This window comes from Francisella noatunensis subsp. noatunensis (genome assembly GCF_009823375.1).
GTDB classification, from domain to species: Bacteria; Pseudomonadota; Gammaproteobacteria; order Francisellales; family Francisellaceae; genus Francisella; species Francisella noatunensis.
The window spans coordinates 1-16,488 of the sequence record NZ_WBSX01000031.1 but is presented as its reverse complement, the minus strand read 5'-3'; the positions used below and the strand labels follow the sequence as shown (position 1 = coordinate 16,488).

Sequence of the window (16,488 nt, the reverse complement as noted above, 5' to 3'; positions counted from 1 at the left end):
ATTTGAAAGAGTTAAGTGCTTTGGCATTTTTTAGTTCCTTATCGTTTATTTTAGTTTCGTCAAAACCTAATAAACTATATTTGGAACTCTCTTTCAACTATTTAAAACTTTCAGAATACAATCTAGCTTTTAATAAAGATGCTTTTTATAAACTCAAAGAATTTAAAGAAAATTCGCTATCTGTTAATCTAAGAGAAATGAAAGTTGGGTGTAAACCTGTATCGCTTTTTAAAGAAAAAGTTTTAATTGAGTTATCAAAAAAAGAAGAAATGAAAGCTATTATTAAATCTGAAAATTCAAATGCAAAAATTGAAAAAGCAGTTGAGTTTGAAGTGATCGAAGAATCTATAGAATATTTTGATTATTTAGTGAGTCAGTTAGAAAAATAAAAAACTGTAGGGGTCGAATCTATTTCGACCCTAGTTTAAAAATATGAAATATAATTGTACAATGCCAGATATATAATCTGCCCCTACAATAAAATACTACCCCGTCAGTCTAGCGACTGCCACCCCTTCAATATTTTGAAGGGGAATTGGTTTTCTAAAATTTGGGTTATTCCCCTTCGAGTATCGAAGGGGTGGGCTGCGAAGCCGGTCGGGGTAGTTATAAATCAAGCAAAATACTGTGCTGAGATAGATAATCTAATAAACGAGATTGAGAGTATTTTATAGAGATATTATTTTTCTATTTAATGTTTTATACAAAATATAGGCTATTAAAGCTGTTATAATATTAATAAAGAACACAGCCTCAACGTATTGGCTATAAATCTGACCACTAAATAGCGTAAGAGCATCTAATAATGTATAAATAGCAAAGAATATTAAACAAGCTGCTTTGAATTCTCTATTTTTAAATAGTGCTAAAATTGAGAATAAAAAGATAGCTAATTCAAAGACTCCTATCTGAAAAACAGTAGGAGTATAAATCCATCCTTGAAATTTACTAATACTATCCCCATCTACTAAATATGTAAAACTGTTGATACAAGCATATAGACTTATATTGAAAACAATAAAGTAGTTAGCATAGATATTTGCATGATGTTTACCATATATAATGCTAGAGTGTAAAAAAGCTATTATAAAAGGTGATATTAATAAACAGATACTTATAATTACAGTTACCATAAGTCGCTTAAATTTGTAGAAAATAGCTAGATTTTACAACAAATGCTTTGGCTTGTCATATATTTAATAATAAACATATAGACAATCTAATAGATGATAGTTAAAATTTGCTACTAGAAAATCGTTAAATAAAATAAAATAAAATAAAAGGAAAACTTAATAATGCAAGTTGCTGTAGAGAAGAAAGAAGGTATCAATTGTTCACTATTGATCGAAGTACCAGCTAATGAGGTTGATAGTATCGTTACAAAAGAAATTAACAAAACAGCAAAAACTATCAAGATGGATGGTTTCAGACCTGGTAAAGTACCTGCTGGTATGGTTGAGAAGAAGTATGGTGAGCAAATCCGTATGGAAGTAATCTCTGACTTGATTCCTCAAAAATACTCAAAAGCTATTCAAGATGAGAAATTAGCTGTTGCTGGTATCGAAGTAGAGTTAAAAGAAAATAAAAAAGGTGAGCCTCTTAAGTTTGTTGCTAATCTTGAGCTTTTCCCAGAATTTGAAGTTACTGGTTTTGAAAAAATTGAAGTCCAAAAGCCTGTTGTTGAGCTAACTAACAAAGAAGTTAAGCAAATGATTGAAAATCTTAGAAAACAGTTAGCTACATTCTCAGAAGTAGAAAGAGCTGTGCAAAAAGATGATAAAGTAGTGATTGATTTTGTTGGTAAGAGAGATGGCGAAGTGTTCGAAGGCGGTTCTGCAAATGATCAAGAATTAGTAATTGGTTCTGGTCAAATGATCCCTGGTTTTGAAGATGGTATCATCGGTATGAACAAAGATGAGCAAAGAACTATCACAGTTACTTTCCCAGAAGAGTACCAAAACAAAGATCTAGCTGGCAAAGAAGCTACTTTTGATATCACTGTTAAGAAGATTCAAGAAGCTCAATTACCAGAAGTTGAGGATGAGTTTGTTAAGAAGTTTGGTGTTAAAGGTGGCGTAGGTACTTTTGAAGATGAAATCAAAGAAAATATGCAACGTGAGCTTAAGTTCATCTTACAAAGAAAAGTAAAAGATCAAGTCTTCAAAGGTTTAAGAGAAATCGCTGAGTTTGAGACTCCAAAAGCTCTAATCAAAAGAGAAATTGATGCAGCTAAACAAAATTTAGTTAAACAAATGGGTGGCGGTCAAAACTTTGATGTTAACCAATTACCAGATAATTTATTTGAAGCTAATGCTAAGCAAAAAGTTGAGACTAGTCTAATACTTGACAGTATTATAGAGTCTCAAAAATTCCAAGCTGAAGATGCAGAAGTTGAGAGCTTATTAGATGAGTTAGTTCAAGCTTATGAAGAACCAGAAAAAACTAAAGAGCAAATCAAAAAGAATGATAGAGAAATTTCAAATCTTAAAGGCTTAGTAATTGAAAATAAGCTAACTGATTGGGTACTATCTCAAGCTCAAGTAACTGAAAAGCAAGAAGATTTCTTCGAAGTTATTAAAGAAAATATGCAAGCTCAACAAGCTGGTTTCTAAACTAGCTTATAAAGAGAGGTTATAAATGATAACTAACAACTTAGTTCCTACTGTCATCGAAAAAACAGCTGGTGGTGAGAGAGCTTTTGATATTTATTCAAGACTATTAAAAGAGCGCATAGTTTTTTTAAATGGTGAGGTAAATGATCATTCAGCTAACTTAGTGATTGCACAGCTACTTTTTTTGGAGTCAGAGGATCCTGACAAAGATATATATTTCTATATCAATTCTCCAGGTGGTATGGTTACAGCTGGTATGGGTGTGTATGATACTATGCAGTTTATCAAACCTGATGTGAATACTATTTGTATCGGTTTGGCTGCTAGTATGGGATCATTACTATTAGCAGGTGGTGCAAAAGGTAAAAGATATAGCTTACCAAGTTCACAAATCATGATTCACCAGCCACTAGGTGGTTTCAGAGGTCAAGCTTCTGATATAGAAATTCATGCAAAAAATATTCTGCGTATCAAAGATAGATTAAATAAAGTTCTAGCTCATCATACTGGGCAGGATTTAGAAACTATAGTCAGAGATACTGATAGAGATAATTTTATGATGGCTGATGAAGCAAAAGAATATGGTCTTATCGATCATGTGATTGAGTCTCGTGAAGCAATTATTAAATAATTAAAGGAAGTCTAATTTAATAAGATGGCTAAAGTTCTATACTGTTCTTTTTGTGGTAAATCACGACAAGAAGTCAAAAATATTATCGCAGGCCGTGATGGCAATATCTGTAATGAATGTGTCAGTAAATGTGCAGATAAAATCCATAATGCGACAGGAACTTCTGCAGAAGATGTATCATTTGAGAAGTTACCTAAGCCAATTGAAATCAAAAAATATCTAGATGATTATATTATTGGTCAAGATAATGCTAAGAAAGTATTATCAGTCGCTGTATATAATCACTACAAAAGAATTACTTCAAATACTACAAAGGATGATGATACAGAACTTAAGAAAAGTAATGTATTGTTAATAGGTCCTACAGGTTCTGGTAAAACATTATTTGCTCAAACATTAGCAAAGCTTTTGAATGTTCCTTTTGCTATAGCAGATGCGACTACTCTTACAGAAGCTGGTTATGTTGGTGATGATGTTGAGAATATCATTGTTCGCTTATTACAAAATGCTGATTTTGATGTTGCTAAAGCTCAAAAAGGTATTATCTATATTGATGAGATAGATAAGATCGCACGTAAGTCCGAAAGTGCATCGATAACTCGTGATGTATCAGGTGAGGGTGTTCAACAAGCACTTCTAAAGCTTATAGAAGGTACAGTGTCATCTGTGCCTCCTAAAGGTGGTAGAAAACATCCTAATCAAGATATGATTCAGGTTGATACTTCAGATATATTATTTATTTGTGGTGGGGCTTTTGCTGGTATCGAAAAAGTTGTTAAACATAGAATGGATAAAGTTAGTATTGGATTTAATGCTGGTGTTATCCAGCAAAAAAATAGCTTAGATACTGAAAAATTAATACAGAAAGTGGAGAGCGAGGATTTGACTAGATTTGGTCTTATTCCTGAACTTATTGGACGTTTGCCGATTGTTACAATTCTTAATGAGCTTAAAGAAGAAGATTTGGTCAAAATTCTTACAGAACCTAAAAATGCTTTAATCAAACAATATGTGAAACTGTTTAAGTTTGATGATGTAGCTATTGAATTTAGTGATGAATCTCTTATTCAGATAGCTAAAAAAGCAATCGCTAAAAAGATAGGTGCTAGAGGTTTAAGAACAATTCTTGAAAATGTGCTTCTTGAAGTGATGTTCCATGTACCATCATCGGATGATATTGATAAAGTAATCATCAATGATAAAGTCATATTAGAGCAAGAAGAGCCAATTCTTGTGACAAAAGCACAACAGCAAAAACAATTAAAAGAGATAATCTAAAAAATCTACAGGAGAATGTAAGTTTATGTCAGAAGTCCTAAATGTCGTTCCTGTTATTCCATTAAGAGATGTGGTTATATATCCTTCGATGACTTTGCCTCTAAATGTAGGTCGTAAGAAGTCCATAGAAGCTGTCAAGCAGGCATCTAATAGTTATAATAATTATATTTTATTAGCTACGCAAAAGAATGGTTCTAGCTCTGGTGATGTTGTAGATAATATCTATGATATTGGTACTTTAGCTAAAGTTGTTCAAATTATGAAACTTCCTGATGGTAGTTTGAAAATCATAGTTGAAGGTATAGCTAAGAGATTAGTAGCTAAGTATGAAAGTATTGATGGCTGTATCTATGCAAATTTAGATAGTCTTCATATTGATGATAATTATGATCCAAGTCAGATTGATAAAGAGCTAAAAGCGATTTTGTTATCAATAACTGATTCACTTAAAAAATTTGTTGATATCAGTGACAAAGTATCAAAAGAGTCTTTAGCTACGCTTAGAAATACAGAAGAGCCTCATAAGTTTATATACGAGATCTCAACTATTCTAAATACTGAGATTGCTAAAAAACAAAAGATTCTAGAAGCTACAGATATCAAAAATAAAGCTCTATTACTTTTATCTTGTTTGTATGAAGAGTTAGAAATTCTTGAATTAGAGGCTAAGATTAAAGATAGAGTTAAGTCTCAAGTAGATAAAAATCAACGTGAATATTATCTAAATGAACAAGTAAAAGCTATTTATAAAGAACTTGGCGAAGCTGATGAAGAGTCAGAAGTAACAGCGCTTAAGAGTAGAATAGAAGCTACTAAGATGTTAAAAGAAGCTAAAGAGAAGTGCTTAAAAGAGCTTAAGAAGCTTAAATCAATGCCTCCTTCTTCATCTGAATCTGCTGTATCTAGAAACTATATTGAGACTATACTTTCGTTACCATGGGGTAAAAGAGCTAAGGTTAAAAAAGATATTAATTTAGCTGAAAAAGTTCTAGAGAAAGATCATCATGGTATCAAGAAAGTTAAAGAAAGGATTCTTGAGCATCTAGCTGTTCAGATCAAAAGAGATACAAATGCAAAAGCTCCTATTCTTTGTTTAGTAGGACCTCCGGGAGTTGGTAAGACGTCTATCGGGCAGTCTATTGCTAGAGCAACAGGGCGTGAGTATGTGCGTATGGCTTTAGGTGGTGTACGTGATGAATCAGAGATTAGAGGTCATCGTCGTACATATATCGGCTCTATGCCTGGTCAAATTATCCAAAAGATAATCAAATCCAAAACTGAGAATCCTCTTTTCTTACTTGATGAGATAGATAAAATTTCTTCAGATTTTAGAGGAGATCCATCTGCAGCACTATTAGAAGTACTTGATCCAGAGCAAAATAGTACATTTAATGATCACTATTTAGAAATTGATTATGATTTATCTAAAGTAATGTTTGTTGCTACAGCAAACTCACTTGATATAGATCCTGCATTACGCGATAGATTAGAAATTATCCATTTATCAGGCTACACGGAAATTGAAAAGCAAGCGATTGCTAAACAATATCTAGTACCAAAAGCATTAGAAAATAATGGCTTAACAAAAAATGAGATTAATTTTACACCTAAAGCAACGCTTGATATTATTCGATACTATACAAGAGAAGCTGGTGTAAGAAATTTACAGCAAAAAATAGACGGCGTGTGTCGTAAGGCTGTTAAAAATCTTCTTAAAGATCCTGAGCATGGTAAAGTCTCGATTACTCAGAAAAATCTTGAGGATTATCTTGGTGTACATCAGTTTGATTATGGTATCAAAAATGCTAAACCTAAGGTTGGTCAAGTCACAGGTTTAGCATGGACATCTGTTGGTGGGGAGCTATTAACTATAGAAGCTCTGGCAATGCCTGGCAAAGGAAAAGTCAAATATACTGGTAGTCTTGGTGATGTAATGAAAGAATCCATTGATGCTGCTTTTAGTGTTGTACGCTCGATATCAAAAGACTATAAGTTAGAAGATGATTTCTATGAGAAAAAAGATATACACATACACGTTCCTGAAGGTGCTACACCAAAGGATGGTCCAAGTGCTGGTATAGCAATGACTACAGCTTTGGTCTCTGTATATACAAACAAGCCGGTTAGAAATGATATTGCTATGACTGGAGAGGTTACTCTACGTGGAGATGTCTTAGCAATAGGAGGTCTTAAAGAGAAGCTTTTAGCTGCATTAAGAGGTGGAATTAAAGAAGTTTTGATTCCTAAACAGAATGTAAAAAATTTAGCTGATGTAGATAAAGAAATACTCGAAAAACTCGAAATAACACCTGTAAACAGCATAAAAGAGGTTTTAGAGAGAGTTTTTTGATACTAAAGTATTGAAACACTACATTTTTAGTGTTATAAACTTATATGACACTTGTCGATTATGTATAAATAAAGGAGTTTAAGACATGAATAAGAGTGAATTAGTAAGTGCTATAGCTAAAGAAGCAGATGTTACTAAAGAAGTTGCGAGCAACACTCTAGATGCTACTATTGCTGCTGTAACTAAAGCTTTAAAAAACGGTGATAGCGTTACTCTAGTAGGTTTTGGAACTTTTCAAGTAAAAGAAAGAAGTGCTAGAGAAGGTAGAAATCCTAAAACAGGTGAGACGATTAAGATCGCAGCTTCTAAAGTTCCAAGCTTTAAAGGAGGTAAAGGTCTTAAAGACGCTGTAAAATAATAAAAAATTGCAAAAAAAGTGATTTTTTGAAAGGCATGCTTAACGGTATGCCTTTTTTTTATCTATAATATCTATAGTTTAATAAAGCAGTAATTATTTAAGGTTGATAAAATGTTACAGTCTTTCAATGATAGGCTCAAAGGTCCATTTACATGGATTATCATTATTTCTATAAGTTTTATATTTATCATATCTGGTATGACATTTTTTTTCACAAATATTGGCTCAATTAGATCTTATGTAGCTAAAGTAGGCGATAATGAGATAGGTCTGCAACAGTTTCAGCAGTATGCTCAAAATGCTACAACCGAATCACAAAAGAGAGCCGTTTTAGATCAGATGATAAATCAATATTTGATTCTTGCAGATGCACAACGCCATAATATTGTTGTGTCTAAGTTGGTTTTACAATCCGCTATATTTACAAATCCAATGTTCTTTGATAAAGATGGTAAATTTTCTGCAGACAAACTAAAGCAGGTTGTTGAATATATTGGAGGAATGAATAGACTAGAACAGATTCTAAGTCAAAATATTCAAGCAACAATGATTCCTAAAGTTATAGCTGATACAGTAATCACAACTGACTATGAGAAGAAACAATTAGCAAGTATTTATTTGGTTAATAAGAAAATAGAATATTTAAAAATATCTCCAGTAGATTTTCAATCCCAGGTTAAGCCTAGTCAGCAAGATTTAGAAAGTTATTATAATGCTCATAAAAATGATTATATAAATCCGGCTCAGAAAAATATTAGTTATTTCATAATTAATAAAGAAGACTTTATAAGTAAAAATAATATCAACAATGATGAGTTACAAGAGTATTATGAAACTCACAGAGAATTATTTAAAGATTTTGATGATAATACCAAAGCATCGATTCAAAAAATAATTCAAAATAGAAGAGCTTTAGAGCAGTTTAATAACTATACTCAAAATATTGACAGTGTGAAATTTACCGAATTAGAAAAGACTTTAGGTAAGGCTAAAACAGCTAGTATTGTAAATAATGATGAATCAACAATATCTGCGCTTACTAATGCTCAGTTTTTTGCAAATACTGATAAGTATGGAAGTATTCCAGTAGCTGCCGATGAGCTTCTAGTATATCAAGTAGATAAATCTCAGCAAGCAAGTCAACAAAAACTAGCAAATGTTAAAGATAAAGTATCTAAAGCTTTTGTTGCACAAAAATCCCAACAATTAGCTATAGAAAAATCGCAAAAATTACTTGATGACTTGGTTAGTGATAAAAAAGTAAGTATCAGTTTCAAACAAGCAACTATTGATAGTAACTCGAAGTCATTTAATAAAGAATTTAATGATTATGTAATGTTTAATACTAATAATCAGTATCATAACTATCAAGCAGATAATGGTGATATATACATATATAAAGTTATTAAGGTTGCACCTCTTGATAGTAAAAATTCTAAGTTACCTAGTCAGGTATTAAATGCAACTAAGGAAGGAGAGTTAAACTTCTATTTACAAGTAGTTAAGCAAGAAGTTCCGGTTAAAGTTAATTACAAAAATATCTAAATGAATAAACTAATCTATGGTCTTGCTGGACCAACAGCATCTGGTAAAACTTCTTTATCAATATCTATTGCAAATAAAATTAATGCTGAAATAATTAGTGTTGATTCATCACTTGTCTATAAATGTATGAATATTGGTACAGCTAAGCCAACTTTGGATGAGCAAGGCGGTATTAAACATCATTTAATAGATATAATTGAGCCAACAGAAAGTTTTTCAGTTGCTGATTTTATAACAAATGTTAATAAGGTTAAAAAAGAGATTTGGAGTAGAGGAAAAGAGGTTTTGCTCGTAGGTGGAACGATGCTTTATTTCAAAGGTTTGATAGAAGGTTTATCATCTTTGCCTGAATCTCAACCAGAGATAAGACAGACTTTAGAATTAGAAAGAAAAGCAAAAGGTTTACAATACCTTCATCAGCAGCTAAATAAAATGGATCAAGAATTTGCTAAGAAAATTAATCCCAATGATCAGCAAAGAATATTTCGTGCTTTAGAAGTAATTATGATAATTGGTAAAAAATATTCTGAACTTGTTAAGACATCTAAAGTTGGTGGGTTAGAGGAGCAATTAAAACTATGTGCTTTGGTGCCTAATGACAGGTCAATTCTGCACAATAATATTGAATTGAGATTTAAACAGATGCTTGATCGAGGATTTCTAGATGAAGTTCAAAGCTTACGTAAAAATCCTAAGCTTACTAAAGAAACTACAGCCATCAGAAGTGTTGGTTATCGTCAGGCATGGGAGTATTTAGATGGAGACATTAGCTATGAGGAGTTTGTCAAAAAGGGAATTGTAGCCACTCGCCAACTTGCAAAGCGTCAACTTACATGGATTCGTAACTGGCAGGGTGAGATTAATTTAGTTGAGGTTGAAAGCCAGAGTAAAGAACAACAGATTCTAGAATATTTTGACTATAAATAAAATTTGCTGATAGATATAAATATTGTTAGAATATATCGCGAAGTTTAATTGTTAAACTTGATAAAATAATAACTATAACAAAATAATTAAAAGGAAGTGAGACAATGTCAAGAATATCATCTTTACAAGACCCGTTCTTAAACGCTTTAAGAAAAGAAAAAGTTAGCGTATCTGTATATCTAGTAAACGGGATTAAACTACAAGGTCAAGTAGAAGCTTTTGACCAATTCTGTATCGTACTTAGAAATACTGTAAACCAAATGGTTTATAAGCATGCTATTTCTACTATAGTACCAGCTAAGAGTGTAAGAATGGTTTATAGCTCTTTTAACCCGTATCATCAAAATGCAAACAATGATCAAGATGAGAATGTAGATGATATTCATTCTGATGAGCTTGAAGTTCAAGAAAATCAAGAAAACATAAACGAATAATAATCTCTATTCTTTTTTCTTTAATAATTCCATTCGGAGTAATGTAAATGGAATTTTTCGAATCTTATGAAGCAGGTAGTAAATGCTTGCTTGTAAATATAAATTTTAAATATCGCCGCGAACTAAATGCTGATTTAACTGAGCTTGAAGGTTTAGTTTTAGCAGCAGATAAAGTTGTATTGGAAAGTTTAGATTTCAATCATCCTGAACCTGATATTAAATATTTTTGTGGTATGGGTAAAATGGAGATGATCAAAAATAAACGTGATGAGTTAGAGGCTGATCTTGTTGTGTTTAATCATCCATTAAGCCCATCTCAAGAGAGAAATATTGAGAAATTTCTTGAGTGTAAGATTATGGATAGAACGAGACTAATTCTTGAAATATTCTCACTTCGAGCAAAAACTCATGAAGGTAAACTTCAAGTTGAATTAGCGCAACTAAACTATCAGTCAACACGTCTAGTCAAAGGTTGGACGCATTTAGAAAGACAAAAGGGTGGTATTGGTGTACGTGGTGGACCAGGTGAAACACAGCTTGAGATCGATAGACGTTTAATTAGGCAAAGAATTAAACAAATTACTCAGAAGTTGGAAAAAGTAAAACATCATCGTGATTTAAGTAGATCGTCACGAAAGAAAAATAATATTCCGACAATATCATTTGTTGGTTATACCAATGCTGGCAAATCAACGCTATTTAACAAAATAACAAATGCAGATGTTTTAGCTAAAGATCAGCTCTTTGCAACACTTGATCCTACTTTGCGTAAAGTAATTGTACCTAAACTAGGTGAAGTTATTTTTTCAGATACAGTAGGATTTATTAAGAACTTACCTCATGATTTAGTAGAAGCATTCCATGCAACTTTAGAAGAAGCTATAGAGTCAGACCTTCTAGTTCATGTGATAGATTATGCAGATGAGGATTATAAAAGTTATATTGAGCAAGTAGAAAAAGTTCTAAAAGAAATAGGTATTGCAGATAAAGAGATGATCTGTGTATATAATAAAATCGATAAAATTGAGAATGCTTATGCTGGATTCGTTCCTATGGATGATTCAGACTCAAGTGTGGTTGGCAGAGTGTATCTGTCTGCTCAGACTGGGGATGGTATTGAAGAGTTTTATCATGCGTTGGCTACATTTTTTAATAAATCATGGGTTAGTGAAACTTTAGAATTACCACCTAAATATTCAAAAGTTAGAGCTATGATGTATGAGCTTGGAGCTGTTGATGCTGAAGATATTTCTGAAGATGGCAACTATCTGCTTAAAATAAAAATTTCAGAAGATGATTTTGAAAGATTTAAAAGAGAATTTGATTTAGATTTAGAAGAGTTCTTTGTTAAATAGTTTCAATCTTATTTATACTCAGGAACTTCAATTGGATCCTTAAATATTCCAGCACCAATGAATTTAGAGATAACAGGAGTTGATGATATTTTAACCGTAATAGTAGATAAATATTTTTTAACTATTTCATCTGAGGCAGCCACAGATAAGTTGGTGAGCCCGACTTTTTGTTTTCTAGCTATTATATCTTTTAGTCTATGTTGCCACTTATCAAAAGCGATATTATGATCACCTTTTGCTTTATGAAGTTCACCAGCTAATACATAAGCCTCAACGATTGCAAATATACTTCCAAGCCCAATTAATATAGATGGGCAAGCAGCTGAGTCTCCAACAAGAGCAACTCTTCCTTTATGCCAAGTATCCATGCGTATTTGACTGACTTTATCAAAATAAATCTCTTCTACACTATCTAACTTATTAAGAATATCGGGAGTTTCCCAGCCAAAATCACTGAAAGATTTTTGTAGTAACTCTTTTTTTTGCTCTAAAGTTGCTGGGAATTGTTTTACAAGGTCAGCATCTAATGTAAACATGATTAAAGTTTCATCTTGGTCTAGACACACTCTAGCTACTTGTCGTTTCTCACCAACGCTTAGAGCATAAGTATATTTCTCATAATGATCGTAACTTTTGAGAGAAAGAGCTGCGACATATTTATCTAAGTCATATTCTTGATATTCTGATTTATTAAAAGTGATGCTACGTATATGAGAATTTAAGCCATCAGCACCTATAACTAAATCAAAGTCTTCTTTAGTTCCATCACTAAGATGAGCAGTTATAACTTTATCTTTCTCATATATTTTTTCGATAGATGTACCAAATCTAACATCTATACCTTTACACGCTTTATAAATAGTTTCTGCAATATCTCCGCGTTTCACACTTAGAAATTCATCATAATTATCAGTAATCAGTGAAGAAATATTAACTTTAGAAGATCTTCTACCATTTTCATCAAAACAGTGAATGTTTTTGATTTGATATGACTTTGCTTTAAGTTGCTCAAAAAGTTCCATCTTTTTCATTATTTCACAAGCTGGACCCCAAAAATCTACTAAATATCCACCAGTTTTGAATTCTGGAGCTTTTTCAAAAAGAGTAGGCTGAAATCCATATTCTATTAACCACCATGCTAAAGTTGTACCTGCTATACCAGTACCATTGATTGCAATTTTTTTCATTTTCATATCCCTAAGAAAAGTATATCTAATATAGATTTTAGAGTTATATTGATAGTTATTCAATAAAGCTTTACTGTACATTTAGCATTTATTTGTAGATAGTGCAAAAAATATAGGAAAATTTATATATAATAGTTATGGTAAAAAAATATTTAACGTTATTTTGAATTAAAAATTATAGGAATAATTACTTATGATAAAAAGGCTAAAACAGAAGTGGTTTTGGAGTAAAAACTCTGAGCAAGGACCACCAGATTTAGAAGAAATGATTAAAAAGTTCTTTGGCAAAAAGTCAAAAAAGAATAATGATGATAATGAGAGTATTTATTCAAAAAATGCTAATAAAAATAAACCAATGTTTGAAAAACCTCCTGTAGCTAAAATTGCGTCTATAGTTATAGCATTACTGATAGTTGCGTGGGTTGGTTTTGGTTTTTATGTAGTACAACCAGCTGAGCAAGCTGCTGTACTTAGATTGGGTAAATTCTCTAAAATGGTAGAGCCTGGTCTACACTGGCATCCTATTGGTATCGATAAGGTATACAAGGAGAATGTCCAAGAGCTTAAAACTACATCGTTAAAGCGTGATATGCTTACATCTGAAGAGAATATTGTTCATATCTCTTTTACAGTTCAGTATCGTATTGTAGACTTAGAAAAATACTTATTTGCAAGTGTTAATACAACACAGTTATTGCAACAAGCTCTAGAAAGTGCAGTTAGACAGGTTGTTGGTGAAAATAAACTAGAGCAGATATTGACTACTAATAGAGCTGTGATTACGCAACAAGTTCGTAAAGAGATGGAAGCACTGTTACAGTCTTACAATACTGGTATATATATTAGTGAAGTGATCATGCAGCCAGCTCAGGCTCCAGAAGCTGTTAAGAGTGCATTTGATGATGTAATCAAAGCTCGTGAAGATCGCGAAAGGGAGCAAAATGAAGCCGAAGCTTATGCTAACAGAGTTGTACCAGTTGCTCAAGGTAAAGCTCAAAGAATTGTTGATCAAGCAAATGCTTATAAGCAAAAAGTAGTTTTAGAAGCACAAGGTGAAGTTGCTCAGTTTGAACAGTTATTGCCTATATACAAAAAATCTCCTGATATAGTTATGAACCAAATGTATTTTAATACCATCTCTAATGTACTACAGCACAATAAGATCTTCTTGATAGATGGCGATGGCGCAAAAAATATTTTTTATGGTTTAGATAGTGCTCAAAAACAAGCATTATTACCAAACGCTCAAGGAGGTAACTAAGATGAGTAAATTTTTAAAAATATTCTTAGTACTTGTAATAGTTATATCTGTTGTGGTGTTAAGTACTAAATTTATTGTTAAGCAAGGATCAGAGGCAGTTATCTTAAGACTAGGTGAGCTAGTAAAAGATAAAAATGGTAAAGCAGTTGAGTATGAGCCTGGCTTACATGTTAAGATTCCATTTGTTGATACAGTTAAAACTTATGATATGCGTAATAGAGTATTAGAAGCAGATTCAGCTCGTGTGGTGACTAAAGAGCAAAAAGATGTTTTGATTAACGCGTATGTGGTGTGGAAGATAAGTAATAACAATATTTCAACATTCTATACGAGTACAAGTGGAAGTGTAGAACGAGCGGAAACTCTATTGAAACAATTCTTAGAATCTTCTTTAAGAGCTGAGGTTGGTAATAATGATATTCAAAGCTTGATTAATAATAATCGTGATAAATTAATGATTGCTTTGACAAATAGTGTCCAAAAGCAAGCTAAACAAATCGGTGTTGATGTCATAGATGTAAGAGTTAAGCAGATTGATCTACCAGATACTGTTACAGATTCTATCTATCAAAGAATGAGATCTTCACGTCAGAAAGTTGCTGCCTCAATTAGAGCAGAAGGTAAACAGTTAGCTGAAAAAATTAATGCAGCAGCAGATGCTAAAGTTACTGTAACAATGGCGGAAGCTGAGAAAGAATCTAAGATTATAAGAGCAGAGGCTGATGCAAAAGCTGCTAAAATTTTCACAGAAGCTTACTCAAAATCTGTTCCATTATATAAATTCTTAAAGAGTATGAACTCTTATAAAGAAAGCTTTAATGGTAAAAATGAAGTTGTATTTATGCTAAAACCAGATAGTAAGTTTTTCCAAGGTTTTAAATTAGAGCCAGATAGTAAGCTTGCTGAAGATATGAAGGAAGCAAAATAAAAATGACTAAAGTGAAAGTGCTTTTTGTGTGCAAAGGTAATATTTGTAGATCACCAACAGCTCATGGAGTTTTTAGAGATATTGTCAAACAAAATGGCTTAGAAAATTATATCCATGTTGCATCTTGTGGTACAAGTTCACGTATGTGGGGACATGAGGGGCATGGGGCTGATTTACGTTCTGTAGAAATGGCTAAAAAATATGATTGTGATCTTTCAGATCAAGTTTCTCAGCAATTAGAAGAGCCTGATTTTGTAGAGTATGATTATATTGTTGCGATGGATCAAGAAAATATTGATACTATGAGAGAAATGTTTCCAAAGGCAAACTTTTCAAAAGTATCAAGGATGTTACAGTATGCTCCTACGATCGAACTAACTGATGTTCCAGATCCATATTATGAAAGTAATTTTGAAAAGGTTTTTTTGATGATAGACACAGCTTGTCACGGACTTTTCGAAAAAATAAAATTAGAGTACAAATTATGAATTACACTAAAGCAAAATATATAATGGGCGCAGCAAAAGTTTCTCAACTTTCCGAAGATACAGGAGTAGAAGTTGCTTTCGCCGGACGCTCAAATGCGGGTAAATCGAGTGCGCTTAATACTCTTACAGACCAAAAAGGTCTTGCTAGAGTAAGTAAGACTCCTGGTAGAACTCAATTAATTAACCTATTTGACTTAGGGGACAATAAGAGATTGGTTGATTTACCTGGTTATGGTTATGCAAAAGTTTCTGAAGCTATTAAAAAACAGTGGCAAAGTGAAATGGAGAACTATTTGACATCTCGTAAATGTCTGGAAGGAATTGTGCTTTTAGTAGATTCTCGACATGAATTAAAAGAGTTTGATTCTTTGATGATTGAAATGGCAATATCTTTTGATTTAAATTTACATATTCTTTTAACAAAAGCAGATAAGCTTAACAACAAAGAAAGAGCGCAAGCAAATAAAATGATAGAAAGTTTCTTAAAAACTTTTATCCGTACAGATAAAATTTCATATCAGTTATTTTCTTCACTAAGTAAAATGGGCTTAGATAAGTTAAAAGAAAGACTTGATATATGGTATCAGTAATATTCAAAATATTCGTATCATACATAGTTTAGCAATAGTTACATAATTAATTAAAATAGCCTATATAGAATATCAATTCTAAGTTAAAATACTTTAGTATAAAGTAGATTTAAGATCTTTTATAGCTAGATTGTATTCTCAATGTTTATAGAGATACCAAAATGTACTTCATTAGGTGTCAAGTAATTTAAACATTTCTTAGGTCTATTATTCAAGTCTATCTGTAACTTTCTAATGTATTGATGAGATATATTGTTAAAGTTAGTACCTTTAGATATAAATTGTCTGATATACCTATTCATGTTTTCATTAATACCTCTTTGCCAAGGACTGTATGGATCAGCAAAGAATACTTTGATGCCAGTCTTGCTAGTTAGCTTCTTATGTTTAGCAAACTCTTTACCATTATCAAATGTAGCTGTTAATATTTTATGACCATTAGATACTTTGTACAATATTCTATTGATTGAATTAGCTGTTCTATCTATAGACTTGGCTAAAATAGTAAATCTGCTAGCTCTATCGACCATTGTTACAATAGCAC

At 32.1% G+C, this 16,488-nt stretch carries 17 protein-coding genes; 14 read left to right on the top strand and 3 right to left on the bottom strand.

All coding sequences use genetic code 11. From position 1 onward, the window contains the following. Nucleotides 1-197: 197 nt before the first annotated feature. Nucleotides 198-389 carry a hypothetical protein gene (locus tag F8C69_RS11185; RefSeq protein ID WP_159184293.1) on the top strand — a complete coding sequence of 64 codons (192 nt, stop codon included), beginning with the start codon at nucleotides 198-200 and terminating at the stop codon, nucleotides 387-389. 279 nt (nucleotides 390-668) lie between these two features. Here F8C69_RS11185 and F8C69_RS03990 read toward each other — a convergent pair whose 3' ends face one another. Further along, entirely contained in the window at nucleotides 669-1,133 is a 465-nt protein-coding gene (locus F8C69_RS03990) for a DUF6790 family protein (protein ID WP_159184292.1), read from the bottom strand. Nucleotides 1,134-1,295: 162 nt separating this feature from the next. On the opposite strand from F8C69_RS03990, the gene tig reads away from it, so the two are divergent. From tig to hflX, 9 genes are all read left to right on the top strand, one after another. Next, nucleotides 1,296-2,612, top strand: coding sequence for a trigger factor (gene tig, locus F8C69_RS03985; RefSeq protein ID WP_159184291.1), 1,317 nt, complete (start codon nucleotides 1,296-1,298; stop codon nucleotides 2,610-2,612). Between the two features lie 25 nt (nucleotides 2,613-2,637). Beyond that, the gene (gene clpP / locus F8C69_RS03980) at nucleotides 2,638-3,243 is read left to right on the top strand and encodes an ATP-dependent Clp endopeptidase proteolytic subunit ClpP (RefSeq protein ID WP_004287550.1); all 606 of its coding nucleotides are present in this window, start codon (nucleotides 2,638-2,640) and stop codon (nucleotides 3,241-3,243) included. Nucleotides 3,244-3,267: 24 nt separating this feature from the next. Further along, entirely contained in the window at nucleotides 3,268-4,521 is a 1,254-nt protein-coding gene (gene clpX / locus F8C69_RS03975) for an ATP-dependent Clp protease ATP-binding subunit ClpX (protein WP_159184290.1), read from the top strand. A 25-nt stretch (nucleotides 4,522-4,546) separates the two neighbouring features. Further along, nucleotides 4,547-6,871, top strand: coding sequence for an endopeptidase La (gene lon, locus F8C69_RS03970; protein ID WP_159184289.1), 2,325 nt, complete (start codon nucleotides 4,547-4,549; stop codon nucleotides 6,869-6,871). 85 nt (nucleotides 6,872-6,956) lie between these two features. Then, nucleotides 6,957-7,229, top strand: coding sequence for an HU family DNA-binding protein (locus F8C69_RS03965; RefSeq protein WP_159184288.1), 273 nt, complete (start codon nucleotides 6,957-6,959; stop codon nucleotides 7,227-7,229). Between the two features lie 111 nt (nucleotides 7,230-7,340). Then, nucleotides 7,341-8,774, top strand: a complete 1,434-nt coding sequence (locus F8C69_RS03960) for a peptidylprolyl isomerase (protein ID WP_159184287.1) — start codon at nucleotides 7,341-7,343, stop codon at nucleotides 8,772-8,774. Beyond that, the gene (gene miaA / locus F8C69_RS03955; protein ID WP_159184286.1) at nucleotides 8,775-9,701 is read left to right on the top strand and encodes a tRNA (adenosine(37)-N6)-dimethylallyltransferase MiaA; all 927 of its coding nucleotides are present in this window, start codon (nucleotides 8,775-8,777) and stop codon (nucleotides 9,699-9,701) included. A 104-nt stretch (nucleotides 9,702-9,805) separates the two neighbouring features. Further along, entirely contained in the window at nucleotides 9,806-10,135 is a 330-nt protein-coding gene (hfq, locus tag F8C69_RS03950; RefSeq protein WP_159184285.1) for an RNA chaperone Hfq, read from the top strand. Between the two features lie 47 nt (nucleotides 10,136-10,182). Next, a complete protein-coding gene (gene hflX / locus F8C69_RS03945) occupies nucleotides 10,183-11,490 on the top strand; it encodes a ribosome rescue GTPase HflX (RefSeq protein WP_159184284.1) in 1,308 nt (435 codons plus the stop codon). An 8-nt stretch (nucleotides 11,491-11,498) separates the two neighbouring features. Here hflX and F8C69_RS03940 read toward each other — a convergent pair whose 3' ends face one another. Beyond that, nucleotides 11,499-12,677 (bottom strand): FAD-binding domain, encoded by a 1,179-nt coding sequence (locus F8C69_RS03940; RefSeq protein WP_159184283.1) that lies wholly within the window; start codon nucleotides 12,675-12,677, stop codon nucleotides 11,499-11,501. Between the two features lie 193 nt (nucleotides 12,678-12,870). Here F8C69_RS03940 and hflK point away from each other — a divergent pair, with 193 nt between their 5' ends. The 4 genes from hflK to yihA are packed head-to-tail and all read left to right on the top strand — an operon-like array spanning nucleotide 12,871 to nucleotide 15,944. Further along, nucleotides 12,871-13,938 carry an FtsH protease activity modulator HflK gene (gene hflK / locus F8C69_RS03935; RefSeq protein ID WP_159184282.1) on the top strand — a complete coding sequence of 356 codons (1,068 nt, stop codon included), beginning with the start codon at nucleotides 12,871-12,873 and terminating at the stop codon, nucleotides 13,936-13,938. Between the two features lies 1 nt (nucleotide 13,939). Then, complete coding sequence (gene hflC, locus F8C69_RS03930) at nucleotides 13,940-14,866, top strand: protease modulator HflC (RefSeq protein WP_159184281.1); 927 nt, start codon at nucleotides 13,940-13,942, stop codon at nucleotides 14,864-14,866. Nucleotides 14,867-14,868: 2 nt separating this feature from the next. Continuing rightward, entirely contained in the window at nucleotides 14,869-15,354 is a 486-nt protein-coding gene (locus F8C69_RS03925) for a low molecular weight protein-tyrosine-phosphatase (RefSeq protein ID WP_159184280.1), read from the top strand. Next, nucleotides 15,351-15,944: a ribosome biogenesis GTP-binding protein YihA/YsxC gene (yihA, locus tag F8C69_RS03920; RefSeq protein WP_159184279.1), complete on the top strand. Its 594-nt coding sequence runs from the start codon at nucleotides 15,351-15,353 to the stop codon at nucleotides 15,942-15,944. The genes F8C69_RS03925 and yihA overlap by 4 nt, the downstream gene beginning before the upstream one ends. Nucleotides 15,945-16,069: 125 nt before the next feature. On the opposite strand, the gene F8C69_RS03915 is transcribed toward yihA, so the two are convergent. After that, nucleotides 16,070-16,488: IS30 family transposase (locus tag F8C69_RS03915; RefSeq protein ID WP_159184251.1), on the bottom strand; the 419-nt coding region annotated here is incomplete at its 5' end.